Consider the following 26525-nt stretch of genomic DNA (forward strand, 5'->3'; position numbering starts at 1 on the left):
TAAGAGGCGGTGGACCACGGCTCAATGACTGAAACTGACAAGTTATTGATCCAAATGCACAGTGCCCCTTGGCAAGCCACGCCATGGGCCCTACCCTAGTCGCGAACCCTGCACCTGGTCTGTTGTCTGTTGCCCCATGCGTAAACTTCTAGCGTTCACCGTCATCATGGCCCTGGTTGCCTCCCTCGCCGCGTACTTGGTCTGGACCCAGGAGCGCCCCGTGGCGCATTACCTGTCCGACCTGCGCATCACCCTCGCCGTCAACGAGGGCGAACCGGCCGACCGGGGCAACCTGTTGGGCATCCAGCCGGAACTGTTCCCTGCCGATTACCAAAGCCTGGAACGCCTGCACCTGAAGCTGTCGGCCTACCTGCAAAATGCCCGGGACCTTGGGCTGATCAATGCCAAGACCGTGGTGGTGCTGCCGGAACATATCGGCACCTGGCTGATGCTCGGCGCAGAGAAGAATGAGCTGTACCAGGCCGCTCACCTCAAGGACGCCATGAACTGGCTGTCGATCAGCAACCCGCTGCAATTTGCCAAAGCCTGGATCAGCGCCACCGGCGACAACCGCATGGACGATGCATACCTGCGCATGAAAGCCCCGGCCATGGCCCGCGACTATCAAGTGTTGTTTGGCGGCCTCGCCAAAGAATTTGGCGTGACCCTGGTGGCCGGCTCCATCGCCCTGCCCAACCCAAGCGTGATCCAGGGACAACTGGAGATCGGCCACGGCGCGCTGTACAACGTCAGCGTGGTGTTTGCCGCCGACGGCTTGCCGCTGGGCCAGCCGCAGCGCCAGCTTTACCCGATCTACGATGAGCGTGGCTTTATCGAGCCGGGCGATGAGCATGTCGTCAACGTTGTCGACACCCCCGCCGGGCGCCTGGGCATCCTGGTCGGCAGCGACAGCTGGTACCCGGACAACTACCGCAAGCTCAACGAGCAAGGCGCGCAATTGATCGCGGTACCCGCTTTTGTCACCGGCCGCGATACCTGGGAGCGTCCGTGGCGCGGTTTCAAGAGCGTATCTACGCCCTCAGAAGTGAGCCTCAAGCCCGAAGAAACCAGTGAGGGCGCGGCCTGGCGTCGTCTTACCCTGATCAGCCAGCCACCTGTCAGCGAAGCCACCGCGGGCATGAGCGTTTTTCTGCGCGGGCAATTCTGGGACCTGGGCAGCGCCGGCCAGAGTTTTCTCAGCCGCAATGGGCAAGTCTTCGCCGATGGCGACGCCCGTGGTGCGCGCTTGCTGAATATCTGGCTGTAGCGCCTTGAAGCCGGTGCGCCTGGGGGATCTGTCGGTGGGCTTCGTGCACACCCTGGCCGACGCCATCCACAGCCACGGCCTGGACCCACAGCCCCTGCTGCTGCAATACGGCCTTGATCCAGCTCGCCTGGCTGAGGCCGGCGCACGCTTGTCGATCCCGCGCTACATGCGCCTGGGCCACGCGGCCATCCAACTGACCGGCAACCCCGGCCTGGGCCTGCGTATGGGCCAGCTCAGCCGCTTGAGCCAGGCTGGTCTTGCCGGCGTCACCGCCGCCCAAGCGCCCACAGTGCGCGAAGCGGCGCGCACGCTCACACGCTTTGAAGCGCTGTACGGCTCCAACTATCGCGGGCAATCAAGCTTTCATGAAGACGCTGAAGGCGCGTGGCTGCGGTTTTATTCCATCAGCCCCTATAACGCCTACAACCGCTTTGTGGTGGATTCGATCATCGCCGGCTGGCTGCAGCAATTGTCTGGCCTGGCGCAACAGCCGGTGCAGGCCCAGCGGATTGAAATCGAATTCGACGCGCCGGACTACCACGACCACTACAGGGTGTTGGGAGAGGGCGTGGTCCACTTCGGCGCCGAGGTCAATCAACTGCGCCTCAGCCAACCCACCCTGGCGCTGCGCAACCCGCAGCATTGCCCAAGCACCTGGCACCTGTTGCTACAGCTGTGTGAAAGGGAATTAGAGCAATTGACCCGCACCCGCAGCCTGCGCGAGCGCATTACCCGTTTGCTCGGGCCGATGCTCAATGGCGGCCGGGAACCCGACCTGGAGGAAGTGGCGGCACGCTTGAAGCTGCCAACCTGGACATTGCGGCGCAAACTGGCCGAGGAAGGCACGCAGTTTCGCGCGATCCTCAATGACACCCGTCGCGACCTGGCCATGACCTACATTCGCGATACGGAACTGGCGTTCGGCGAGATCGCCTACTTGCTCGGTTTTGCTTCGGCCCAAGCCTTCCAAAGGGCCTTCAGACGCTGGAACAACCAGACCCCAGGGGAATTTCGCCGCAGTCAGCGGCATTCCGCCTGAAGTCAGCGTTACAGCTCGGTGGCATCGTCGACCGGATCCAGCGGGTCCAATTCGAATGCCTGGTACTCCAACAGCTCTTCCTGGTAATCGTCCATGGTGGACTCCTTTTCGTGTTGAAAGTGGTTGCAGATTAATGACCTGCGAACCCAGCCTAAAGTGCCGTCATGACGAAAAAATGTCGACGTCGTGACATTCCTGCTCTTCAGGATTAAACGTAGCGGCGATCACTGGATTTAACTTAACCGCAACCTCGGTCAAAATGTGGGAGCGGGCTTGCTCGCGAAAGCGGTGTGTCATTCAACACACCTGGCGACTGTTACGCCGTATTCGCGAGCAAGCCCGCTCCCACATTAAAAGAGCATTGCGTTATTGCGCAGGCATCGGAAGCGGTGGAATCGCTTCTGTCGGGGCCGGCAAGGCAGGATCAGTCGGCGCCGGCGCAACCGGAGCGGGCTCTGTCACCGGTGCAATCGGTGCAGCTTCAGGTGGCGGCGCAAGCGGCTCTGCAGCGGCAGGCGCTACAGGCACCTCCTTCGGCGCTTCGACCTTCTCGGGTGCCGAAGCGGGCTTGGGTTCAGGCACGCCCAGGTCAGCATTGGGCTGCTCGGGTATATGCTCGGCCTGCTTGACCTCCTGCGGCAGGAACACGTCCACCAACGCAAAGTAACGCTCGTAGAACTTCGGTGCCGAGACGGTCTCACTTGCCACCTTCACCATCGAGTCGTCGGTGGAGCCAATCGGCATCGACACCGAGCCCAGCACGCCCACACCGAGGCTCGCGGAGTTGTTGACCTTCTTCAGCGCATAGCGGTCCTGCAAGGCGTTGGCAAACATCGTCGAGTGATTGCTGCCCTTGCCATCAGCAGCGCACACCACATTGAAACTGATCTGCAGGTGGGTCTCGCCGGTCTGCTGGAAACTCTTGTTGCCGGCCACCAGTTTCGGATCGCTGCTGGTGATGATATAGCCCTGGCTCAGCAGGGCACGGCGCGCAGCTTCACAGGCCGCCACATCGCTGACCGGGTAATCGCGGGAAAACGTACCGGAATCGTCGAAATTCTCATGTTCATAGATAGCGGTCTTGGGTGACGAGCAGCCCGCGGCGCCCGCCAGCACCAGCGCCAACCCGAGATTGCGCAAGTGAAATGATGTCGACATTGAAAATCCTGAAGAAAACGGTCCGGACGGTATTGTGCAACAGAACGCGACATTGAAGCGCGATTCCTGTCGGTAAAACATCTCAAGCTCAGACAGCGGCGTCAGTAGGAAAAAGCCCGGCGCACATATGATCGATAAAGGCCCGCAGCTTGGCCGAAGCATGGCGACTGGCCGGCCACAGCAACCAGAAACTGCCGCGATGTTCGAGGTGCTCATCCAGCACCCGTCGCAAACGCCCATGTTGTACGGCCTGGTTGATCATGTAGTCCGGCAGGCACGCAATGCCCAGTCCTTCTTGCACCACATGATTGAGGGACTCGATGGTGGTGCTGACCAGCGGTGCGCGCAGGTTCAGTTCCGCAGCCCCCGGGACAGGACGCAGTGGCCAGGGCTCCAGCTTGCCGGTGGCGCAGAATTTGTGCCGCAGGCAGGCGTGATGATTCAGGTCCTGTGGCCGATGGGGCGTACCATGCTGGTCGAAATAGCCGGGCGTACCGACGAGAACCAACTGGTAATGCCCTAGATGGCGCACCATCAAGCGCGAATCTTCTGGCTTGCCGGTGCGAATCACCGCGTCGAAGCCCTCCTCTATCACGTCCACCATGCGGTCGGAAAAATCCACATCCAACTCAATGTCCGGGTAGGCGCGCATAAAATCGCTGATCACCGGCATCAACAAGCCGCGCACTTGGGGCACACTGATCCGCAGCTTGCCGCGAGGGCTGGCAGTGACCTCAGTCAACTCCTGTTCGGCCGCCTCCAGTTCCGCCAGGATGCGCCGCGAACGCTCCAGGAACAGCGCGCCCTCGCTGGTCAGGGTGATACTGCGGGTGCTGCGATGAAACAACCTGACGCCCAGGCGCTCCTCCATCCGCGCAATGCTTTTACCCACCGCCGACGATGACACGCCCAGTACGCGGCCCGCAGCGGTAAAGCTGAGGGTTTGCGCGACCTGCACAAAAACCGAGAGGCTGCCCAGATTGTCCATGGTGATGCCTTTGCCGATTGCGGACATCAACGTCCGATAAGTTCGGAACCTTAGCCTGTTTTTCCGCGCCTCGCAGCCCCCTACCCTGGCTCCTTGCCCTTTCAAGGAGAGCGCCCATGAACGACAGTCCCCTATTGGTCGATACAGCGCCCCACGCTGAACGCCTGCCCCTGGCCGGTCTGCTGGCGTTGGCCTGCGCCGGCTTTATCACCATCCTGACCGAGGCGATGCCCGCCGGCTTATTACCGCAAATCGGTGCTGGGCTTGGGGTCTCCCAGGCCCTGGTCGGGCAACTGGTGACCCTCTATGCGCTCGGCTCGTTGCTTGCTGCTATCCCCCTGACATTGCTGACCCGGGGTTGGCGCCGGCGGCCGCTACTGTTGATCGCCATCGGCGGTTTTGCATTGGTTAACAGCGTCACCGCGTTCTCCAGCCTCTATGGCTTGACCTTGGCTGCACGATTTTTCGCCGGTGTGTTCGCTGGCTTGCTGTGGGCCTTGTTGGCGGGTTACGCCAGTCGTATGGTCGCACCTCATCTGCAGGGCCGGGCGATTGCCGTGGCCATGCTGGGTGCGCCGCTGGCCTTGTCCCTCGGCGTGCCCGCCGGCACCCTGCTGGGCACGCTTGTCGGATGGCGCGCCAGTTTTGCCATCATGACTGGCCTGACCCTGTTACTGCTGATATGGGCGCGTTGGCAACTGCCGGATTTTGCCGGTGAACCGCCAAGCAAACGCCTCGGCTTACGTCAGGTACTGGCGTTGCCAGGCATCAGGCCGGTGCTCTGGGTGACCTTTACCTACGTGCTCGCGCATAACATTCTCTATACCTACATCGCCCCTTTGCTGGTGCCCGCCGGTATCGACCGCGAGATTGATCGCGTGCTGCTGGTGTTCGGCCTGATGGCCCTGCTGAGCATTTGGCTGGTAGGCATCTGGATTGACCGGCACCTGAGGCTGCTGACCCTCATCAGTTGCGCGATGTTCGCCGTTGCGGCCCTGCTGCTCGGACTATGGTTCAACTGCGTAGTCGCCATTTACGTCAGCGTGGCGTTGTGGGGGCTCGCCTTCGGTGGCCTCCCAGCGCTATTGCAAACCGCGCTGGCCAAGTCGGCTGGCAACTCGGCCGATACCGCCCAATCGATGTTGGTTACGGTATGGAACCTGGGCATCGCCGGAGGTGGATTAGTGGGCGGGCTCTTGCTCGAACGTTGGGGCGTCGTGGCATTTCCATGGGCAGTTCTAGGATTGATCGTGTTGGCGCTGGGTGCAATCCGGGGTAAAGCGCTGCCCGCGCGATGACAAGTTTGTTTACAACTTATTCCTCACCTTCCTATCATCGCCCCTGGGTGCGTTGTTGCATAAAGCACGGCGCAGGTTAAAAGCCAAGCATTGGTCGGGCCGCCAATGGAGATTTGTCGTGCCTGATAAACACCCTGCCATCCCCCGCCCCCAGCGTTTGACTGAGGGCGCGCTGTCCGCCCTTGAGCGCTTTTCACACATCGAAGCCGTTAGCGGTATCGTGCTGCTGCTGGCCGCCATCGTCGCGCTGGTGTGGGCCAACAGCCCCGCCGCCGCGACCTACGAGCATTTCTGGAACACGCCCATCACCCTCGGGCTGGGCGATTACAGCGTGTCGCGCTCCCTGCATTTTCTGGTGAATGACGGGCTGATGACCATTTTCTTTCTGGTAGTCGGAGCCGAGATCCGCCAGGAAATCAAAGACGGCGCCCTCGCTAACCTGAAGCTGGCCACGCTGCCGTTGGGCGCGGCGTTGGGCGGTGTGCTGATGCCCGCCCTCATCTATACCCTGCTCAACCACGGCACCACCGCCGCGAGTGGCTGGGCGGTCCCCACCGCGACCGACATCGCCTTTGCCGTGGGCGTGCTCGCGCTGCTGGGCAAATCGATTCCCAGTGGCGTGCGCATCCTGCTGCTGGCCTTGGCGATCATCGATGACATCGTGGCGATTCTGATCATCGCGATCTTTTTCACCGCCAGCCTCGACTACATGGGCTTGGTGATTGCTGTCGGCGGGCTGGCCCTGGTGTTGGTGTTCCAACGCATGGGCATCAGCAAGGCGGCGATCTACCTGCTGCCAGGCGCTATCGTGTGGTTTGGCCTGCTCAAGACCGGCGTGCACCCAACACTCGCCGGGGTGATCCTTGGCTTGATGACCCCCGTCAATTCCAAGCCCACCCGGGAACGCCCGCTGGAAACCATCGAACGCACCTTCAACGAGCTGATGGACCGGTTCTCGCAGCCAGCCGAAGGGGCCCAGCAAGTCGCCACGCCCCTCAAACAATTGCGCGAAGCTCAACGGGAAATACTGCCGCCAGTGCAGCGTGTTCAATCGGCGCTGCACCCCTGGGTCGCGTTCGGCGTGATGCCGCTGTTTGCATTGGCCAACGCCGGTGTGAGCCTGGACGGTTTCAATCTGGATGACCCGCTGGCCCACGGTGTGTTCATGGGCGTCATCTTCGCCCTGGTGCTCGGCAAGCCTCTGGGTGTGATGCTGGCGAGCCTGGCGCTGGTCAAGCTCAACATCTGCAAACTGCCTGACGGTGTGACCTGGACGGGCGTTGGCCTGGTAGGGCTGTTGGCGGGGATCGGTTTCACCATGTCGATCTTTATCTCGTCCCTGGCATTTTCCGACCCGGCCCTGCTGTCGGCTGCGAAGCTGAGCGTATTGGCGGCTTCAACCCTGGCGGCGGTGATCGGGTTGACGTGGGGCAAGCTCAAGTTTGCAGCCAAGAACGCCTAAAGCGCATTCAGCACTCACTTTATCAAGGGCAAAAAAAGACCCCGGCCTTTTCAGGTCGGGGTCTTTTTATTCAGGCCGGCATCAGTACTTCTTGATGTCTGCCTGGGTTTCCAGCTGCTTGCGGTAGGCCGCGAAGTCCTGCTGGCCAATACGGGAAGCGAGGAAGCGGCGGTATTGCGCCTTTTCTTCGTCCGTGGGGGCCGCCGCTTCGTTCACGCCGTTCAAGCGCACGATCATCAGGCTGCCATCGCGCAGGGTCACGGTGGTAAAGGTAGGCTTGTCCTTGGCCGCCGGCTTAGGCATGCGGAACAAGGCTTGCAGCACGGCCGGGTCGATAGACTCCTGACCACGGGTAGCCGCCTCAGTCACCTTCCAAGCCTGACCGTCAACCGGCTGGTCCAGCGCGGTCTTGCCATCACGCAGGCTGGCGATCAACTCGTCGGCACGGGCTTTGGCAGCAGCGCTTGCGCGCTCCTTGGTCATCTGGGTGCGAATGGCCGCCTCGACCTTCTCGAGCGGCAGTTGGGCCGGCTTGAGATGCTCCTTGGCACGCAGCACGATGATGGTTTCCGGGTCCAGTTCGATGGCGCTGCTGTTGGCACCTTCATCCAGCACTTCCGGGCTGAATGCGGCAGTGACCACGGCACGGTTGGCCGCTACACCTTCGCCACCTTCGCGGCCAAACGGCGCGGAAGTATGGACGGTCAGCTTCAGGTCAGACGCCGGCTGGGCCAGGTCAGAGGCTTCGAATGCCGCATCTTCCAATTGCTTGGTCGCTTCGACAAAACGCTGTTCAACCTGCTGTGCCTTGAGCTCGCGGGTCAGCTTGTCTTTCAGGCTGGCGAACGATGGCACTTCAGGCGCTTCAACGCCCAGCAACTTGATCAGGTGCCAACCGAAGGTGGTGCGCACCGGCGCCGACACCTGGTCTTGCTTCAAGCCGTACAAGGCGGTTTCGAAGTCCGGGTCGTAAACACCAGGGCCAGCAAAACCGAGGTCGCCGCCATTGTTGGCCGAACCTGGATCCTGGGAGAACTCCTTGGCCAGAGCTTCGAACTTCTCACCCTTGGCCAGGCGCGCCTGGATGTCTTCGATCTTGGCCTTGGCTTGCGCCTCGGTGACCTTGTCGTTGACTTCAATCAGGATATGCGCGGCACGACGCTGTTCAGCGAGGTTGGCGGTTTCCTTCTCGTAGGCAGCCTGCAGCTCATCGTCCTTGACAGTCACCTGGTCGAAGAAGGAAGACTTCTTCAATTCCAGATAGTCGATGACCACTTGGTCCGGGGTCATGAACTCTTTGGCGTGCTGGTCGTAGTAGGCTTTGACCTCATCGTCGGTGAGTTTCACCGCCGCGGGATCAGCCTTGATGTTGACGGTGGCGAAATCGCGGGTCTGTTTTTCCAGACGGGCAAATGCCAGCACCTCGGCGTCGGTCACAAACCCGCTGCCGGCGATGCCTGCGCGAACCTGGCCGATCAGCATTTCCTGGGTCAGCATCTGACGGAATTGCATGCGGCTATAGCCCAGCTGACGGATCACCTGGTCAAAGCGTTCGGCGTTGAACTTGCCGTCCACCTGGAATTCCGGCGTCTGCAGGATCACCTGATCCAGCGCAGCTTCCGAGAAGCCGAACTTGGAATCGGCAGCGCCTTGCAGCAGCAGCTTGCGATCGATCAGGCCCTTGAGGGCAGCATCGCGCAGCAGTTTTTCGTCGAGCAGGGAAGCATCGAAATCCTTACCCAACTGTTGCATCAGCTGGCGCCGTTGCATATCGACAGCCTGGCTCAGCTCGGTCTGGGTGATTTGTTCACCGTTGACCTTGGCCACGTCCTGCTTGTTATTACCCGAAGCCTGGAAAATGGCTTCGATACCGGTGAACGCCATCAAAGCGACGATGATCCCGATAATGGTCTTGGCAATCCAGCCTTGTGAATTGTCCCTGATATTTTGCAGCATGCGTCCCCCAGAAACGGTTGAACTTCAAAAATTAGGCAACCGTGGAGCGTGGGTAGAGTCCGGATAGAAGAAAGGCGCATCCGAGGATGCGCCTTCTCGTAACTGGCGGAGCGGACGGGGGTTCGAATCTGCACCCCCGGCGTGGCGACCCGATACGTGGGTCAGCTACCGCTCCGCTGCCAGGCCAGACCTGCGTCCGACCCGGGTAAGCAAAGGCTTGAACGAAGCTTAGTTAACGGCTTCTTTCAGGGCTTTACCGGCTTTGAAACCTGGTTTCTTGGCAGCAGCGATTTGCAGTGCTTTGCCGGTCTGTGGGTTACGGCCAGTGCGAGCTGGGCGGTCAGTCACAGAGAAAGTACCGAAGCCTACCAGTACCACGGAGTCGCCGGCCTTCAGAGCGCCAGTGACGGATTCGATTACTGCGTCCAGCGCACGGCCAGCAGCAGCTTTCGGGATATCAGCGGATGCAGCGATAGCATCAATCAGTTCCGACTTGTTCACTCTAAGTCCCCTTATATATCTATTGAGTATGATTCTAAGTTTTTTGGTAAAAAGCAAAACCAGTGCTGAATGGCCTACAGACACTTAAGAGCCGCTTTATAACAAGGGCTCTAAAAAGCTGTCAAGGAAGCCCCCCAGGCTCCAACACATTAATGCGTGCTAATTCTTTCCTTGGAATCGGACTCGCGTTTTTCGTCCTTCGCGACGATCTCCGGGGCCACATCCGGCAAGGGCTCCGGCGCGTATTGCAGCGCAATTTGCAGGACCTCGTCAATCCATTTAACCGGTTTAATCTGAAGATCCTGCTTGATATTGTCAGGAATTTCCTTCAAGTCGCGAACATTCTCTTCAGGAATGATCACGGTCTTGATTCCACCTCGGTGCGCAGCGAGTAATTTCTCTTTCAGACCACCGATCGCCAATACCTGGCCACGCAGGGTAATTTCTCCGGTCATCGCGACATCAGCGCGCACAGGAATGCCGGTCAACGCTGATACCAGCGCCGTGCACATGCCTACGCCAGCGCTAGGGCCGTCTTTGGGGGTCGCCCCTTCCGGCATGTGGATATGGGTGTCGTGCTTCTCGTGGAAGTCCAGCGGGATGCCCAGGCTGCGGGCGCGGCTGCGTACCACGGTCTGCGCGGCCGTAATGGATTCGACCATCACATCACCCAGGGAGCCGGTCTTGATCAACTGGCCTTTGCCCGGAATCACCGCTGCTTCGATGGTGAGCAATTCGCCACCCACCTGGGTCCACGCCAAGCCAGTCACCTGGCCGACCTGATCCTGCTGCTCGGCCAGGCCGTAGCGGAATTTCTTCACGCCCAGGAAGTGTTCCAGGGAATCGGCGACCACCTTCACAGAGAAGCGTTTTTCCAACGCGTGCTCCTTCACCGCCTTGCGGCAGATCTTCGCGATCTGGCGCTCAAGGCCCCGTACACCGGCCTCGCGGGTGTAGTAGCGCACGATGTCACGGATCGCCTCGACCTCGAATTCGATCTCGCCCTTCTTCAGGCCGTTGGCCGAAATCTGCTTGGGCGCCAGGTACTTGACCGCGATGTTGATCTTCTCGTCTTCGGTGTAGCCCGGCAGACGAATCACCTCCATCCGATCCAGCAAGGCTGGCGGAATGTTCATGGAGTTGGAGGTGCACAAGAACATTACGTCAGACAAGTCGTAGTCGACTTCCAGGTAATGGTCGTTGAAATTATGGTTCTGCTCGGGATCAAGCACTTCGAGCAAGGCCGACGCCGGGTCGCCACGCATGTCGCTGCCCATTTTGTCGATTTCATCGAGCAGGAACAGCGGGTTGCGTACACCCACTTTTGTCATCTTTTGAATCAATCTTCCTGGCATCGAACCGATGTAGGTACGGCGATGACCACGGATCTCAGCTTCGTCACGCACGCCACCCAAGGCCATGCGCACGAACTTGCGGTTAGTCGCGCTGGCAATCGATTCCGCCAGGGAAGTTTTACCCACACCTGGAGGCCCGACCAGGCACAGCACCGGACCGCGGATTTTTTTCACACGTTTTTGCACGGCGAGGTACTCAAGGATGCGCTCCTTGACCTCTTCCAAACCGTAATGGTCAGCGTCGAGAATCTCTTCAGCACGGGCCAGGTCCAGGCGCACCTTGGTCTGGGCCTTCCACGGCACTTGCACCAACCAGTCGATATACGAGCGCACCACAGTGGCTTCGGCCGACATTGGCGACATCTGCTTGAGCTTGTTCAGCTCGGCGGTGGCCTTGGTCAGGGCGTCTTTGGGCAGGCCAGCGGCATCGATACGCTTTTTCAGCTCTTCGATTTCGTTGTGGCCTTCCTCGCCGTCGCCGAGCTCCTTCTGAATGGCCTTCATCTGCTCATTCAGGTAGTACTCGCGCTGGCTACGTTCCATCTGCTTCTTCACGCGGCCACGGATACGCTTCTCAACCTGCAACAGGTCGATTTCGCCATCCAGCATCGCCAATACGTGTTCGACACGGGCCGACAGGTCGATGATTTCGAGGATGTCTTGCTTCTGCTCGATCTTCAGCGCCATGTGGGCGGCCATGGTGTCGACCAGGCGGCTTGGCTCATCAATGCTGTTGAGGGACGACAGGACTTCAGCCGGAACTTTCTTGCCCAGTTGCACATACTGCTCGAACTGCGAGAGCAGGCTGCGCACGAACACCTCGGATTCACGCTCCGGGGCTTCGACTTCTTCGATCAGCGCCACTTCCGCGCGCAGGTGGCCGTCCACCTCCATAAAGCGCTCTACGGCACCGCGCTGCTCACCTTCGACCAACACCTTGACGGTGCCATCGGGCAGCTTGAGCAATTGCAGGACAGTGGCAATGGTGCCGACGCGATACAGGGCATCTTCACCCGGATCATCATCAGCAGGATTCTTCTGGGCCAACAGCAGGATTTGCTTGTCGCCCGTCATCGCGGCCTCGAGGGCTTCGATAGACTTCTCGCGCCCCACGAACAGCGGGATAACCATGTGCGGATAGACGACGACATCGCGCAACGGCAGGAGAGGCAATTCGATGGTTGTCTTCATGATTTCGCCTCTATGACAGTTCAAAAATAAGCTTGAAACCAAGATGGGGGTTACATGCAAAAAAAACAAGCTCAATGCCAGTAGTTAAACGCATGAATACACGCGAATTTAACCACCGCCCTAAGAAACGCCCCCAAAGACAAGGGGCCCCTAGAGGCCCCTTGCTTGTACCGCAACTGCTGAACGCTTATGCGTCGGGTGCAGCCTTGGCAGCCGGCTCACTGTTTTCGTAGATATACAGTGGCTTGGACTTGCCTTCGATCACGCTTTCATCGATCACCACTTTACTCACCTCAGACTGCGAGGGGATTTCGTACATGGTGTCGAGCAACACGCCTTCGAGGATAGAACGCAGGCCACGTGCACCGGTCTTACGCTCCAGTGCTCGCTTGGCCACCGATTTCAGCGCGTCGGTCCGGAACTCGAGGTCTACACCTTCCATCTCGAACAATTTGCCGTATTGCTTGGTCAGGGCGTTTTTCGGCTCGGTGAGGATCTGGATCAAAGCCGCCTCATCCAACTCGTCCAACGTGGCCAGGACCGGCAGACGGCCAACGAATTCCGGGATCAGACCGAACTTGACCAGATCGTCAGGCTCGACTTCACGCAGGGACTCGCCCACCTTCTTGCCCTCTTCCTTGCTGCGCACTTCCGCACTGAAACCAATGCCGCCACGGGTGGAACGCTGCTGAATCACCTTCTCCAGACCGGAGAACGCACCGCCACAAATGAACAGGATGTTACGCGTATCAACCTGAAGGAATTCCTGCTGCGGATGCTTGCGACCACCTTGCGGCGGTACGGACGCAACCGTGCCTTCGATCAGTTTCAACAGGGCCTGCTGCACGCCTTCACCGGAAACGTCCCGGGTGATCGACGGGTTATCAGACTTGCGCGAGATCTTGTCGATCTCGTCGATGTAGACAATACCCATCTGGGCTTTCTCTACGTCGTAGTCGCACTTCTGCAGCAGTTTCTGAATGATGTTCTCGACATCTTCACCCACGTAGCCAGCCTCGGTGAGGGTGGTGGCGTCGGCGATGGTGAACGGAACGTTCAGCAGGCGAGCGAGGGTTTCTGCAAGCAGGGTTTTACCCGAGCCTGTAGGACCGATCAGCAAGATGTTGCTCTTGCCGAGTTCAACCTCATCACCTTTCTTGTCACGCTGGTTCAAGCGCTTGTAGTGGTTGTACACCGCTACGGCCAGAACCTTCTTTGCACGTTCTTGACCAATGACGTACTGGTCAAGGATGCCGCTGATTTCTTTAGGCGAAGGTAATTTATGCGCACTGCTCTCGGCCTGGGCTTCCTGCACCTCCTCACGGATGATGTCATTGCACAGGTCGACGCATTCGTCGCAGATAAACACCGAGGGGCCGGCAATCAATTTGCGTACTTCATGCTGGCTTTTGCCACAGAAGGAGCAATAGAGCAGCTTGCCGTTGTCCTCGCCGTTGCGGGTGTCAGTCATTCGTTCGATCCAAATCCGATAGGCTTGCAACACAAGATGAAGGCTTATGCGGGCTTTTTCAAGCCCGCCAGTGGTCGGACATGCCGACCAGCCCTATTTTGAGCGGCTTATATTAAGCGGGGCGCTTGTCGATCACTGCGTCGATCAACCCGTATTCCTTGGCGGCTTCAGCGCTCATGAAATTGTCACGGTTGGTATCGCGCTCGATTTCTTCCAGGGTGCGCCCGCTGTGCTTGGCCATCAGCGTGTTGAGACGCTCACGAATGAAGAGGATTTCCTTGGCGTGGATTTCGATGTCCGACGCCTGGCCCTGGAAACCGCCCAGCGGCTGGTGAATCATCACGCGCGAGTTCGGCAGGCAGAAACGCTTGCCTTCGGCACCCGCAGTCAGCAGGAAGGCGCCCATGCTGCACGCCTGGCCAATACAGGTGGTCGACACGTTTGGCTTGATGAACTGCATGGTGTCGTAGATCGACATGCCCGCAGTCACCGAACCGCCCGGTGAGTTGATGTAGAGATGGATGTCCTTGTCCGGGTTTTCCGCTTCAAGGAACAGCAATTGCGCACAGATCAGGTTGGCCATGTAGTCCTCTACCGGGCCAACCAGAAAGATCACTCGCTCCTTGAGCAGGCGCGAGTAGATGTCGTAGGCGCGTTCGCCACGAGCGGACTGCTCGACAACCATCGGGACCAAGCCGCCTGCGGCCTGGATATCAGAGTTCTGCTGAATATAGGAATTACGGAACATGCTCTGCAGTTACTCCCAAATAGTCATGTCTTGAAAACGCATAAGCCAGCGCGAGGCTGGCTTATGGTTGAATTTCCAACGAGTTGGACAATCAGTCGGCTTGTGCTGCTTCCGCCGGTTTGACTGCTTCTTCGTAAGAGACCGCTTTATCGGTCACCTTAGCCTTCTGCAGAACAGTATCCACAACTTGTTCTTCCAGCACAACCGAACGTACTTCGTTCATCTGCTGCTCATTCTTGTAGTACCAAGCCACGACCTGCTCAGGCTCCTGGTAGGCCGAAGCCATTTCCTGGATCATTTCACGAACGCGGTCTTCGTCTGGCTTGAGGTCGAACTGCTTGACCACTTCAGCCACGATCAGGCCCAGCACAACGCGGCGCTTGGCTTGCTCTTCGAACAGCTCGGCCGGCAGTTGGTCAGGCTTGATGTTGCCACCAAACTGCTGAACCGCTTGAACGCGCAGACGATCCACTTCGTTGGACAGCAGGGCCTTAGGCACTTCGATCGGGTTGGCGGCCAGCAGACCGTCCATGACCTGGTTCTTGACCTTGGACTTGATAGCCTGGCGCAGCTCACGCTCCATGTTCTTGCGAACTTCGGTGCGGAAGCCTTCGATGCCGGTTTCCTTGATGCCGAACTGGGCGAAGAACTCTTCGTTCAGCTCTGGCAGCTTAGGCTCGGAAACGCTGTTGACGGTAACGGTGAACTCGGCGGCTTTGCCAGCCAGGTCCAGGTTCTGGTAGTCAGCAGGGAAAGTCAGGTTCAGAACGCGCTCTTCGCCGGCTTTGGCGCCAACCAGGCCGTCCTCGAAACCAGGGATCATGCGGTTGGAACCCAGCACCAGCTGAGTGCCCTTTGCGGAGCCGCCAGCGAAGACTTCGCCGTCAACCTTGCCAACGAAATCGATGTTCAGTTGGTCTTCGTTCTGGGCGGCACGGTCGGCCACTTCAAAACGAGTGTTCTGCTTGCGCAGGATTTCCAGCATGTTGTCCAGGTCCGAATCGGCCACTTCGGCGCTCAGACGCTCGATTTCGATACCGTCGAAACCGGCCACTTCAAATTCCGGGAACACTTCGAATACGGCAACGTATTCCAGGTCCTTGCCCGCTTCCAGGGACTTGGGCTCGATCGAAGGCGAGCCTGCCGGGTTCAGCTTTTGCTCGACAACGGCTTCGTAGAAAGAAGCCTGGATCACGTCACCTACAGCTTCCTGGCGCGCATCGGCACCAAAACGACGCTTGATTTCGCTCATCGGCACTTTGCCTGGACGGAAACCAGCGATCTTGGCCTTTTGGGCAGTCTGCTGCAGACGCTTGTTGACCGCAGTCTCGATACGCTCTGCCGGCACGGTGATGCTCAGGCGGCGCTCGAGAGCAGTAGTATTTTCAACAGAAACTTGCATGGATATTCCTCGTTGCACAGACATTAGCCGGCCATTTCCGACCCCAATCAAGGGCATGCATTCTAGTGGGTCAAACTCAAGAAGTCACCCTACTGAAAACACAGCGGAAAACAGCCGGCAATTTATCGGTACGAAAGCACTGAAGTACCTCGCCCCGGTGACAAATACAGCCAAATTGCGCCAGGGCCCTGCGCCGCCCCTCTCTATATATAGAAGGAACACGCATCCATCTCCCTGGCGGCCCGCCCTGCGAACAAGGCGAGCAAGCAACGCGGCATCATCGAGATACATAAATACGACGACACGCCCTGCCGGGGCAGCCCAGCACCTGCGACCACCCAATCTCAAACCGCCAAAACCAAAAAAGGCGCCAGACTGTTAAATCTGGCGCCTTTCGAATATGGGGTGGACGAAGGGGATCGAACCCTCGACAACGGGAGTCACAATCCCGTGCTCTACCAACTGAGCTACGCCCACCATATTGCGTTAACAAAGAAACCAAACCACTTCTTTGTTGAGCCCTGCCCCGCCTGACGACCGGGAAAAGCTTTAATTGGTGCGGATGAAGAGACTCGAACTCTTACGCCTCGCGGCGCTGGAACCTAAATCCAGTGTGTCTACCAATTCCACCACATCCGCGCTTGAAGCTCTTAAAGCAAAGGCGCCAGACTGTTAAATCTGGCGCCTTTTCAGAATATGGGGTGGACGAAGGGGATCGAACCCTCGACAACGGGAGTCACAATCCCGTGCTCTACCAACTGAGCTACGCCCACCATATAGCGCTACTTGTGCCAAAGCTGCCTAATGGCGCACCCGGCAGGACTCGAACCTGCGACCATCCGCTTAGAAGGCGGATGCTCTATCCAGCTGAGCTACGGGCGCCTTATTAATCTGTACTCTTGGAGGATTACAAACTAAGTGCTTCCAGCCTTGCAGTACAACTATTCTGCTCGACCTTCTTAACCAGTGCTAGGCTGTGCCCGACAAGTGCGACGAATAGTATAGATGCCCCGGAAACCCGTCAAATCTTTTTTGAAAAAAACTGATTTTATTTAAGGGGTTAGGGCAATTTGCAGACCAAGCGCCTTTGCCCTCGCGCCTTGGCATGCGAGAATGCGCGCACTTTTCTTCCCCCTCTCGATGGTTAATCACGCGTAATGACTGCACAACTTATCGACGGCAAATCAATCGCCGCCAGCCTGCGCCAGCAGATCGCCAAACGAGTCACCGAGCGCAGCCAGCAAGGCCTGCGCACGCCTGGCCTCGCGGTGATCCTGGTCGGCAGCGATCCTGCCTCTCAGGTTTATGTCTCGCACAAGCGTAAAGACTGTGAAGAGGTCGGCTTTATTTCCAAGGCCTATGACTTGCCTTCGGACACCACTCAACAGGCCCTGACCGACCTGATTGACAGCCTCAACGATGACCCGAACATGGACGGCATCCTGCTGCAACTTCCACTGCCCGAGCACCTGGACGCCTCCAAGCTGCTGGAGCGCATCCGCCCGGACAAAGACGTCGACGGTTTCCACCCTTATAACGTCGGCCGCCTGGCCCAACGCATTCCCCTGCTGCGCCCATGCACCCCCAAAGGCATCATGACGCTGCTGGAAAGCACCGGTGTCGACCTGTATGGCCTTGACGCTGTGGTGGTGGGCGCATCGAACATCGTCGGTCGCCCGATGGCCATGGAGCTGCTGCTGGCCGGCTGCACCGTGACCGTCACCCACCGCTTCACCAAGGACCTGGCCGGCCACGTCGGCCGCGCTGACCTGGTGGTAGTCGCCGCCGGCAAGCCGGGCCTGGTCAAGGGTGAGTGGATCAAGGAAGGCGCCATCGTCATCGACGTGGGCATCAACCGCCAGGAAGACGGCAAGTTGGTGGGCGACGTGGTGTATGAAACCGCCCTGCCCCGCGCTGGCTGGATCACGCCAGTGCCAGGCGGCGTCGGGCCCATGACCCGGGCCTGCCTGCTGGAAAACACCTTGTACGCAGCGGAAACCCTGCATGGTTAATAACCAGGCGTAATGAAAAAGCCCTGCCTTAGCGCAGGGCTTTTTATTGCACGTAAAAAAACCGTTTTTTCTTAGTTTTTAAGCACTTTCGTCTGGTTCTAGAAGAACATTCGACAGTTCTTCATCCATACTCCTAAAATGTAACGCCATTTGTCACAAGATCCGTTCTACAACGGCATTTCCTTACTTTTTTAGCGAGTTCATCCGCGTGAAAATTCGTCTTTCTATTGTCAGCCTGTTTTTTGCTTTGGCAGGTACCTTCGCCCACGCCGCCGAAACCACCCTGGCCCCGCGTGACGCCTCCAAGCTGCAGATCGCCTCCGGCAGCGCCATGCTGGTCGATTTGCAGACCAATAAAGTCATTTATTCCAGCAACCCCGACGTGGTGGTACCTATCGCCTCGGTGAGCAAGCTGATGACCGGCCTGATCGTCCTCGAAGCCAAGCAGAATATGGACGAGTACATCGACATCAACATCAGCGACACGCCCGAGATGAAAGGCGTGTTCTCCCGGGTGAAGATCGGTAGCCAGATGCCGCGCAAGGAAATGCTGCTGATCGCGCTGATGTCTTCGGAAAACCGCGCCGCCGCCAGCCTGGCCCACCACTATCCAGGCGGTTATTCGGCCTTCATCGCCGCGATGAACGCCAAGGCCAAATCCCTGGGCATGACCAGCACCCACTACGTGGAGCCCACCGGTCTGTCGATTCATAACGTCTCGACCGCCCGCGACCTGAGCAAGCTGCTGGCCTATGCGCGCAAGTTTCCGATGCTCAGCCAGTTGAGCACCACCAAGGAAAAGACTGTGTCGTTCCGCAAGCCCAACTACACCTTGGGCTTCTCCAACACCGACCACCTGATCAACCGCGCCAATTGGGATATCAAGCTGACCAAGACCGGCTTCACCAACCAGGCCGGCCATTGCCTGGTGCTGGTGACGAGCATGGGCAATCGCCCGGTGTCGCTGGTAATCCTGGATGCCTTTGGCAAGTTCACCCACTTTGCCGATGCCAGCCGTATTCGTAGCTGGGTCGAGACCGGCAAAGGCGGCGCCGTGCCGGATGTGGCGCTGCGTTACAAGGCCGATAAGAACCTCAAGAATCGAGCGACTGCTACGGAAGTACGTCGATAAACAGCGATTTTAGTGTGGGAGCGGGCTTGCTCGCGAATGCGGTGGGTCAGCCTAAGCATTCAGCGACTGACACTGCGCCTTCGCGAGCAAGCCCGCTCCCACATTTGAGTTTCACTTCTTCTCTGCCAACACCTTGAGCGCTTGGGCCGCCGCTTGCTCCTGCCCCGCCTGCGCCGTGGCGTTGGCCGCATCGCGCCAGCGCTGCGCATCCACGTTGGCCGGCAACTGGCTCGGGCGCTGGGTGAGGATGGCCCAATGGCCCGCGCCCTTCCACGCCGAATCGAAGTCGCTGAAGCTCATGCTCAATCGACGCTCCTTGCCTGAGCGCAACAGCACGGTACTTTTCTGCTGGTTGAACCCCACCACCACGACATAACGCTCCCCGGACCAATAGCTGGCGTTGATCCGCGCCATCACCGGGTAACCCGCCGCTACCTGGGCAAACACGGCGGTCAGCTTGGCGTCCAATGGGTACACCATCAGCCCATACTCACGCGCCAGCACCTGCATGTTGCGTTCAAGGTCCGCCTCGGCGCCGGGCAGGCGCAGTGGTTTATCAAGCAAACCCGGCGTCATGACAATGCCTTGTTGCGACAGCATGCTGGCAAGTGCCGCAGGACCACTCTGATAAGCCTCGCTGCGAAAGGTTGGCACGCCATTGAGTTCAACGCGCTCCGGCAAGCCTGGCAGTTTCGACGGGGTACTGGAACAGGCCGCCAGCCCAAGGGCAACGGCCAGCAGCAAGGAAGTTTTAAGGTTCGACCGTAAGCGCAATTTTTTCACTCTCTTGATCAACTGCCGGTAAAGGCCCCGATCATAGGGCGCCCCGCCCCGCCGGTATAGCCCACTGGCCCAGTAAAGCGGCGCTGATAGAGCAAACAAGTTGGACAGACTCGACCATTGGTCAATAGCAGGCAACCGCCGGCTGGCTAGACTGTCCATTGAGAAGACTGTGTGTGCCCCAAGTGGGCGAAAGGAGGCCCGAATGAGCCTTGCGACAACGATTTTCCTGTTGATCTGTGGTTGGCTGGCCGTCGCCGCCGCCATGCTGTGGGGGGTCATGCGCGTGACGCGCCGGCATCATCATCCCCACGTCAAACCTGCTGAACCCGCCGAGCCACGCAAGACGACGGCGCATCACGCCTAGCCAGGCATGCAATTGAAGTCCTGGGTCGCGGCAATTTCCTTGCCGTGGCCGTCCTCAAGGGACGCACGCACCGTGGTGCCCAGGCTCGATTCCACCAGGGTGTAGTGCTCACCTGCCTTGAAATGCTTGTACTCGATGCGGCCCTGGCAGTCCTGCTGGTTGTCATCACCCGGCTCGTCTTCAAATAAAGTCACGTCCAGGCGATGGTCCCCCGGGGTCACTTCAAAATAGCGCCCATCGTCCACACGCTTGCCATCGACACGCTCGGCCATCAGGTCATTCGGCGCTTCTTCCTGCAAGCCGATCCAGGCTTGGCTGGGGTCCGCCTTGGGGATCGGGCCGGCGCACGCCGACAACAAACAGACAAAGCCAAGGACGGGAACTAACAACAGTGGTTTAAGTGACATGACAGGGCTCCAAAGGGCAGATGTAAAAAGGGCGTATCCGATGGCTGACAAGCTTGATCAGCCGCCCTTCCTGGAACAAATGAATCCCTATGAAAGTATCTTCAGCCCTTGACTAAAACTTCCTTCACCTGGCTGAAAGGTGCGTGTTAGGTGGGTCGGTCAAGACTGCCGGGGTTTGCAATCCTGCTCTTCTCGGAGACTCACGCATGCTCGGGCTGGTAAAGACCGCACTGCACAAGCCGTACACCTTCATCGTGCTGGCTATATTCATCTGCATCATCGGGCCGATGGCGGCCCTGCGCACGCCCACGGATGTTTTTCCCGATATCGGCATTCCCGTGGTCGCCGTGGTCTGGCAGTACAACGGCCTGTCCCCGGACGCCATGGCCGGCCGGGTGATCTACACCTACGAACGCTCACTGAGCACCACCGTCAACGACATCGAACATATCGAGTCGCAATCGCTGCCCGGCATGGGCATCGTCAAGATCTTCTTCCAGCCTGGCGTCGATATCCGTACCGCCAACGCCCAGGTCACGGCGGTGTCACAGACTGTGCTCAAGCAAATGCCACCGGGCATCACCCCGCCGCTGATCCTCAACTACAGCGCCTCCACGGTGCCGATCCTGCAAATGGCGTTTTCCAGCCCCAGCCTGTCGGAAGCCAAAATTCGCGACCTGGTGCAGAACAATATCCGCCTGCCCTTGAGCGCCCTGCCCGGCCTGGCCATGCCTACACCGATGGGCGGCAAGCAACGGCAAATCACCCTCGACCTCGACCCTCAGGCGCTGGCCGCCAAAGGCTTGTCGGCCCAGGATGTGGGCAATGCCCTGGCGCTGCAGAACCAGATCATCCCGGTGGGCACCGCCAAGCTGGGCCTCAACGAATACACGATCCTGCTCAATAACAGCCCCAAGGCCATCGATGAACTCAACGACCTGCCGATCAAGACGGTTGACGGGGCGCTGATCACCATCGGCCAAGTGGCCCACGTGCGCGACGGTTCACCGCCGCAAACCAATATCGTGCGGGTCGACGGCCATCGCGCCGTGCTGATGCCGGCGCTGAAAAACGGCAGCATCTCCACCCTGTCGATCATCGACGGTATCCGGCAGATGCTGCCGCGCATCAACGAAACCCTGCCGCCGTCGCTGAAAACCTCGCTGCTGGGCGATGCCTCGGCGTTCGTCAAGCAGTCGGTGGGCAGCGTGGCCCAGGAAGGCATCATTGCTGCACTGCTCACCAGTGCGATGATCCTGCTGTTTCTCGGCAGTTGGCGCTCGACCTTGATCATCGCCGCGTCGATTCCCCTGGCAGTACTGTCGGCCATCGCGCTATTGGCTGTCAGTGGGCAAACCCTCAACGTCATGACGTTGGGCGGGCTGGCGTTGGCGGTGGGCATCCTGGTGGACGACGCCACGGTGACCATCGAAAACATCAACTGGCACCTGGAGCAAGGCAAGGCGGTGAAGGCCGCGATTCTCGACGGCGCCGCGCAAATCGTCGGCCCGGCGTTCGTCTCGCTGTTGTGCATCTGCATCGTGTTCGTGCCGATGTTTTTGCTGCAAGGCATCGCCGGTTACCTGTTCCGGCCAATGGCGCTGGCGGTGATCTTTGCCATGGCCAGTTCGTTCATTCTCTCGCGCACCCTGGTGCCGACACTGGCGATGTTTTTGCTCAAACCGCATAGGCCGGAGCCAGGCGCGGGGCATCATCCGGAAGATGCATTCATCAATCACCACGAGGGTGAACAACACCCGAAACCACGCAATGCGTTGCTGCAATCGGTGCTGAATTTTCAACAGGGATTCGAGCGGCACTTTTCCAATGTCCGCGACACCTACCATGGCCTGCTGACGCTGGCACTGGGCGCACGCAAGCGCTTCATTGTCGGGTTCCTGGCCTGCGTACTCGCGTCGTTCCTGTTGTTGCCGAGCCTGGGCCAGGACTTTTTCCCGGCCACCGATGCGGGTGCCTTGGCCCTGCATGTGCGCTTGCCACTGGGCACGCGCATCGAGGAAAGCGCCGCGGCGTTCGACCGCATCGAAGCGCGGATCCGCGAGGTCATCCCCGCCGAAGAGCTGGACACCATCGTCGATAATATTGGCATTCCGCTCAGCGGCATCGACATGGCCTACAGCAGCAGCGGCACCATCGGCCCGCAGGATGGCGATATTCAAGTCAGCTTGAAAACGCACCACGCGCCCACCGCCGACTATGTGAAAAAACTGCGCGAAGCCCTGCCGCAAAGTTTCCCCGGCAGCCACTTTGCGTTCCTGCCCGCCGACATCAGCAGCCAGATCCTCAACTTCGGCGCCCCCGCCCCGCTGGACGTCAAAATCTCCGGGCGCAATGACGCCGAAAACCGCGCTTATGCCGTCGAGCTTGAACGGCGCTTGCAACATGTACCGGGGATTGCCGACCTGCGGATCCAGCAGTCCACCGGCTACCCCTCGCTGCAAGTAAACGTGGACCGTATGCGCGCCAATGGCCTGGGCATCACCGAGCGTGACGTCACCAACAGCATGGTCGCCTCCCTCGCCGGCAGCTCGCAAACCGCGCCGACCTTCTGGCTCAACCCGGCCAACGGCGTGTCTTATTCCATCGTCGCGGCCACCCCGCAATACCGCCTCGACAGCCTGCCGTCCCTGGAAGCGTTGCCGGTGACCGGTGCCAATGGCCAGGCGCAAATCCTCGGCGGCGTGGCGACTATTTCCCGGGTACAAAGCCCGGCCGTGGTGACCCACTACAACATCGAACCGACCCTGGACCTGTACGCCAACGTGCAAGGTCGCGACCTCGGCGGTGTGGCCCGCGATGTGCAAAAGGTGCTGGATGACACGGCGTCCATGCGCCCCAAAGGCGCGACCATCAGCCTGCACGGGCAGATCGATGCGCTGCATGAGGCGTTCAGTGGTTTGAGCTTCGGACTGCTCGGCGCGGTGGTGCTGATCTACTTGCTGATCGTGGTCAACTTCCAGTCGTGGGCCGACCCCTTTGTGATCATCACGGCGTTGCCGGCAGCATTGGCGGGCATCGTGTGGATGCTGTTCCTCAGTGGCACCTCGTTGTCGGTGCCAGCACTGACCGGTGCCATCTTGTGCATGGGCGTGGCCACCGCCAACTCGATCCTGGTGGTGAGCTTCTGCCGTGAGCGCCTGGCCGAACACGGCGATGCGTTGAAAGCCGCGCTGGAAGCCGGCTACACACGCTTTCGCCCGGTGTGCATGACCGCCCTGGCAATGATCATTGGCATGTTGCCCCTGGCGATTTCCGAGGAGCAGAACGCCCCGCTCGGCCGAGCGGTCATCGGTGGCCTGGTCTTCGCCACCGTCGCCACTTTGTTGTTTGTTCCCGTGGTCTTCAGCCTGGTCCACGGTCGTCATCCTACTCGCGCAACTGCTGGAGAAACGCCCCATGTCGCCTGATCAAAAACCCTCGCGCAAGCGCCTGATGCTCCTGGGTGTCGGTGGCCTGACGTTGGCTGCCTTGCTGGTCGCCAGCGGCCTGCACGCGCGTACGCTGCACGAGCAATCGGTCACTGCCTGGACCGAAGCCGCCGCCGTCCCCCAGGTGATGGTGTTCCAACCCAAGCCAAACGCCGGCGGTGACACCCTGCGCCTGCCCGCCCACCTGGAGGCGTGGAGCAAGGCGGCTATCCATGCGCGGGTGAGCGGCTACTTGAAGGACTGGAAAGTCGACATCGGGACCCAGGTCAAGACCGGGCAAATCCTCGCCGAAATCGACAGCCCCGACCTTGACCAACAACTGGCCCAGGCCCATGCGCGCCTGATCCAGCAACAAGCCAATGCACGCCTGGCAGCCACCACGGCGACCCGCTGGCAAAACCTGCTGGCCAGCCATTCGGTATCGCGCCAGGACGCCGATGAGAAAACCTCCAACGCCGCAGCCGCCAAGGCCAACACCGAAGCCGCTGCAGCAGACTATGCGCGACTGTGCGCCCTGGAAAGCTACAAGACCCTGCGCGCGCCGTTCGCCGGCACCATCACCGCCCGCAACACGGACATCGGCCAGTTGATCAAAGCCGATAACGCCAGCGATCCAGAACTGTTCAACATTGCCGACACCCACCAATTGCGCTTGTACGTGCCGGTGCCGCAGAACTATGCAGCGGTCATTCATGCGGGCCTTGAGGTCGAACTGACCGTCCCCGAGCACCCCGGCGAGCATTTCAAGGCACGCCTGATCGGTGACTCCACCGCCATCGACCGCCGCTCCGGCACCCTGCTGGCCCAGTTCGTCGCCGACAACCCCAACGGCGAACTGCTGCCGGGCGACTACGCCGAAGTCACCCTACCGATTCCGGCTGACACCCATGGCGTAAGCATCCCGGCCAGCGCCTTGATCTTCCGCGCCCAGGGCACCCAGGTTGCGGTGCTGGACGGGCGCAATCATGTGCACCTGCAAGACATTCATATTGGCCTGGACCTCGGCGAGCGCCTGGTGATCGACCAAGGCCTGAAGCCTGCTGACCGCATCATCGACAACCCGCCCGACGCCCTGCGCGAAGGCGACCCAGTGCAACTGGCCGCCGCCTCGGGAGGTGCGCATGCGCCCAAGGCTTAAGTCGCTGGCGGCACTTATGGTGCTGGCGTTGCAGGGTTGCTCGATGGCGCCCACCTATACGGTGCCGTCGATTGACCTGCCCGCCCACTACCGCGAACAAACCAGCGATGGCCCCTGGCACAGCGCGCAACCGTTGGATCAACTGGCGCCCCAGTGGTGGCAGCTCTACAACGATTCGCGCCTGAACGCGCTGCAGCAACAACTGCTCAAGGCCAACCCGGACCTGGCCGCGGCGCTGGCGCACTTCGATGCGTCCCAGGCCTATGCCAGTCAACTGCACGCGGGCCTTTTCCCGCAAATCACCGCCAGCGTGCAACCGCTGCGCCAGCGTCAATCGGATTCACGACCGTTACGCGGTACTACACAGCCGTCGGTGTACAACAGCAATACCGCTGGGTTCTCCCTGGGATACGACCTCGACCTGTGGGGCAGAATCCGCAACCAGGTCGCCGCGGGCGATGCCCAGGCACAAGCGTCCTTTGATGATTTGGCGGTGGTGCGCTTGAGCCTCCAACAGCAGTTGGCGAGCCTGTATGTGCAGCTCAATGGGCTGGATGCGCAGCGCCGAATCCTGAGCACTTCGTTGCAAGACTTCAGCCAGGCGCTGCAACTGACCCGCAGCCGTTATGAAGGCCAGATTGCCTCGGAATTGGACCTGACCCGCGCGCAGAACCAACTGGCCGAAGCCAAGGCGCAGCTGGACGAAGTGCGTGGCCAGCGCAACCTCGCCGAACATGCCATCGGCGAATTGGTGGGCGTGACGGCCAGTGAGTTTTCACTGCCGCCCAGCTCGCAGTTAATGGCGTTGCCAGGCATTCCGGCGCAGTTGCCCAGCCACCTGCTGCAGCGTCGTCCGGACATTGCCGCAGCTGAACGTCGCGTGTTTGCGGCCAACGCAACGATCGGCGTGGCCAAGGCGGCGTGGTTTCCGGATTTCAGTTTGACCGGTGTGCTGGGCGGGCAGACCCAAGGTGTTGGCAACCTGCTGTCCGCCGGCAACCGGTATTGGGCACTGGGGCCGCTGATGAACCTGCCGATCTTCGACGGCGGGCGCTTGAGCGCCAACGAGCGCCAGGCCAAGGCCGAGTTCGAGGAGGCCGCGGCACAGTACCGTAGCCACGTATTGAAAGCCGTGCGCGAGGTGGAAGATAACCTCGCGCAACTGCGGGATCTGCAGCAGCAAGCCGAGGACGAGCAAGCGGCGGCAGAGGCGGCGCAACATACCCAGGCCTTGGCGATGAACAGCTATCAGGCCGGGGCAGTGAGCTATCTGGATGTGGTCACCGCCCAAACCGCCGCGTTGCAGGCACAGAGAACGTTGCAGGCGGTACAGACCCGGCAGTTGCAGGCGAGCGTAGGGCTGTTGACCGCACTGGGCGGCGGCTGGCAGCCGGGTTAATACCC

Annotated in this window: 20 protein-coding genes and 4 tRNA genes; 10 read left to right on the forward strand and 14 right to left on the reverse strand. The window is 59.8% G+C overall.

Features of this window, described 5'->3' with window-relative positions:
* Positions 1-136: 136 nt before the first annotated feature.
* Both AB4P90_RS17875 and AB4P90_RS17880 read left to right on the forward strand, forming a co-directional pair.
* The gene (locus tag AB4P90_RS17875) at positions 137-1267 is read left to right on the forward strand and encodes a carbon-nitrogen hydrolase family protein (RefSeq protein ID WP_019819478.1); all 1131 of its coding nucleotides are present in this window, start codon (positions 137-139) and stop codon (positions 1265-1267) included.
* A 4-nt stretch (positions 1268-1271) separates the two neighbouring features.
* Entirely contained in the window at positions 1272-2306 is a 1035-nt protein-coding gene (locus tag AB4P90_RS17880; RefSeq protein WP_019819480.1) for an AraC family transcriptional regulator, read from the forward strand.
* A 366-nt stretch (positions 2307-2672) separates the two neighbouring features.
* On the opposite strand, the gene AB4P90_RS17885 is transcribed toward AB4P90_RS17880, so the two are convergent.
* Complete coding sequence (locus AB4P90_RS17885; protein WP_395605202.1) at positions 2673-3464, reverse strand: DUF2242 domain-containing protein; 792 nt, start codon at positions 3462-3464, stop codon at positions 2673-2675.
* A gap of 88 nt (positions 3465-3552) precedes the next feature.
* Positions 3553-4452, reverse strand: coding sequence for a LysR family transcriptional regulator (locus AB4P90_RS17890; RefSeq protein WP_395606103.1), 900 nt, complete (start codon positions 4450-4452; stop codon positions 3553-3555).
* 116 nt (positions 4453-4568) lie between these two features.
* On the opposite strand from AB4P90_RS17890, the gene AB4P90_RS17895 reads away from it, so the two are divergent.
* Both AB4P90_RS17895 and nhaA read left to right on the forward strand, forming a co-directional pair.
* Positions 4569-5750, forward strand: a complete 1182-nt coding sequence (locus tag AB4P90_RS17895; protein WP_395605203.1) for an MFS transporter — start codon at positions 4569-4571, stop codon at positions 5748-5750.
* Between the two features lie 118 nt (positions 5751-5868).
* Entirely contained in the window at positions 5869-7212 is a 1344-nt protein-coding gene (gene nhaA / locus AB4P90_RS17900) for a Na+/H+ antiporter NhaA (RefSeq protein ID WP_395605204.1), read from the forward strand.
* A gap of 81 nt (positions 7213-7293) precedes the next feature.
* On the opposite strand, the gene AB4P90_RS17905 is transcribed toward nhaA, so the two are convergent.
* The 10 genes from AB4P90_RS17905 to AB4P90_RS17950 form a co-directional block, all read right to left on the reverse strand.
* Positions 7294-9168, reverse strand: a complete 1875-nt coding sequence (locus AB4P90_RS17905; protein ID WP_014718987.1) for a SurA N-terminal domain-containing protein — start codon at positions 9166-9168, stop codon at positions 7294-7296.
* 228 nt (positions 9169-9396) lie between these two features.
* Positions 9397-9669: an HU family DNA-binding protein gene (locus AB4P90_RS17910; protein ID WP_003174819.1), complete on the reverse strand. Its 273-nt coding sequence runs from the start codon at positions 9667-9669 to the stop codon at positions 9397-9399.
* A gap of 149 nt (positions 9670-9818) precedes the next feature.
* The gene (lon, locus tag AB4P90_RS17915; protein WP_003192252.1) at positions 9819-12215 is read right to left on the reverse strand and encodes an endopeptidase La; all 2397 of its coding nucleotides are present in this window, start codon (positions 12213-12215) and stop codon (positions 9819-9821) included.
* A gap of 187 nt (positions 12216-12402) precedes the next feature.
* Positions 12403-13686, reverse strand: a complete 1284-nt coding sequence (clpX, locus tag AB4P90_RS17920; RefSeq protein ID WP_003192254.1) for an ATP-dependent Clp protease ATP-binding subunit ClpX — start codon at positions 13684-13686, stop codon at positions 12403-12405.
* Positions 13687-13798: 112 nt separating this feature from the next.
* Positions 13799-14434, reverse strand: a complete 636-nt coding sequence (gene clpP / locus AB4P90_RS17925; RefSeq protein ID WP_003192255.1) for an ATP-dependent Clp endopeptidase proteolytic subunit ClpP — start codon at positions 14432-14434, stop codon at positions 13799-13801.
* A gap of 91 nt (positions 14435-14525) precedes the next feature.
* Positions 14526-15836 (reverse strand): trigger factor, encoded by a 1311-nt coding sequence (tig, locus tag AB4P90_RS17930; protein ID WP_014718988.1) that lies wholly within the window; start codon positions 15834-15836, stop codon positions 14526-14528.
* Positions 15837-16237: 401 nt separating this feature from the next.
* Positions 16238-16313, reverse strand: a tRNA-His gene (locus AB4P90_RS17935).
* Between the two features lie 77 nt (positions 16314-16390).
* Positions 16391-16475 (reverse strand) — tRNA-Leu (locus AB4P90_RS17940).
* A gap of 58 nt (positions 16476-16533) precedes the next feature.
* Positions 16534-16609, reverse strand: a tRNA-His gene (locus AB4P90_RS17945).
* A gap of 32 nt (positions 16610-16641) precedes the next feature.
* Positions 16642-16718, reverse strand: a tRNA-Arg gene (locus tag AB4P90_RS17950).
* 275 nt (positions 16719-16993) lie between these two features.
* Between AB4P90_RS17950 and folD the strand changes: the two genes are divergently transcribed.
* Together folD and pbpG are read left to right on the forward strand one after the other, a co-directional pair.
* Positions 16994-17848 (forward strand): bifunctional methylenetetrahydrofolate dehydrogenase/methenyltetrahydrofolate cyclohydrolase FolD, encoded by an 855-nt coding sequence (gene folD / locus AB4P90_RS17955; protein WP_014718989.1) that lies wholly within the window; start codon positions 16994-16996, stop codon positions 17846-17848.
* Between the two features lie 208 nt (positions 17849-18056).
* Positions 18057-18980 carry a D-alanyl-D-alanine endopeptidase gene (gene pbpG, locus AB4P90_RS17960; protein ID WP_395605205.1) on the forward strand — a complete coding sequence of 308 codons (924 nt, stop codon included), beginning with the start codon at positions 18057-18059 and terminating at the stop codon, positions 18978-18980.
* 111 nt (positions 18981-19091) lie between these two features.
* On the opposite strand, the gene AB4P90_RS17965 is transcribed toward pbpG, so the two are convergent.
* Positions 19092-19754 (reverse strand): cysteine peptidase family C39 domain-containing protein, encoded by a 663-nt coding sequence (locus tag AB4P90_RS17965; RefSeq protein ID WP_032903451.1) that lies wholly within the window; start codon positions 19752-19754, stop codon positions 19092-19094.
* 211 nt (positions 19755-19965) lie between these two features.
* On the opposite strand from AB4P90_RS17965, the gene AB4P90_RS17970 reads away from it, so the two are divergent.
* Positions 19966-20127, forward strand: a complete 162-nt coding sequence (locus AB4P90_RS17970; RefSeq protein WP_003192266.1) for a hypothetical protein — start codon at positions 19966-19968, stop codon at positions 20125-20127.
* Here AB4P90_RS17970 and AB4P90_RS17975 read toward each other — a convergent pair.
* Positions 20124-20534, reverse strand: coding sequence for a hypothetical protein (locus AB4P90_RS17975; protein ID WP_003192269.1), 411 nt, complete (start codon positions 20532-20534; stop codon positions 20124-20126). The genes AB4P90_RS17970 and AB4P90_RS17975 overlap by 4 nt on opposite strands.
* Before the next feature lie 206 nt (positions 20535-20740).
* Here AB4P90_RS17975 and AB4P90_RS17980 point away from each other — a divergent pair, with 206 nt between their 5' ends.
* The 3 genes from AB4P90_RS17980 to AB4P90_RS17990 are packed head-to-tail and all read left to right on the forward strand — an operon-like array spanning position 20741 to position 26520.
* On the forward strand, positions 20741-23962 hold the full coding sequence (locus AB4P90_RS17980; protein WP_014718992.1) for an efflux RND transporter permease subunit: 3222 nt from the start codon (positions 20741-20743) through the stop codon (positions 23960-23962).
* On the forward strand, positions 23952-25121 hold the full coding sequence (locus tag AB4P90_RS17985) for an efflux RND transporter periplasmic adaptor subunit (RefSeq protein WP_020301673.1): 1170 nt from the start codon (positions 23952-23954) through the stop codon (positions 25119-25121). Before AB4P90_RS17980 ends, AB4P90_RS17985 begins: the two co-directional genes overlap by 11 nt.
* A complete protein-coding gene (locus AB4P90_RS17990) occupies positions 25105-26520 on the forward strand; it encodes an efflux transporter outer membrane subunit (protein WP_395605206.1) in 1416 nt (471 codons plus the stop codon). The genes AB4P90_RS17985 and AB4P90_RS17990 overlap by 17 nt, the downstream gene beginning before the upstream one ends.
* The last annotated feature ends 5 nt before the right edge of the window (positions 26521-26525 follow it).

Source organism: Pseudomonas sp. B16120, from assembly GCF_044218845.1.
Taxonomy (GTDB): domain Bacteria; phylum Pseudomonadota; class Gammaproteobacteria; order Pseudomonadales; family Pseudomonadaceae; genus Aquipseudomonas; species Aquipseudomonas paracarnis.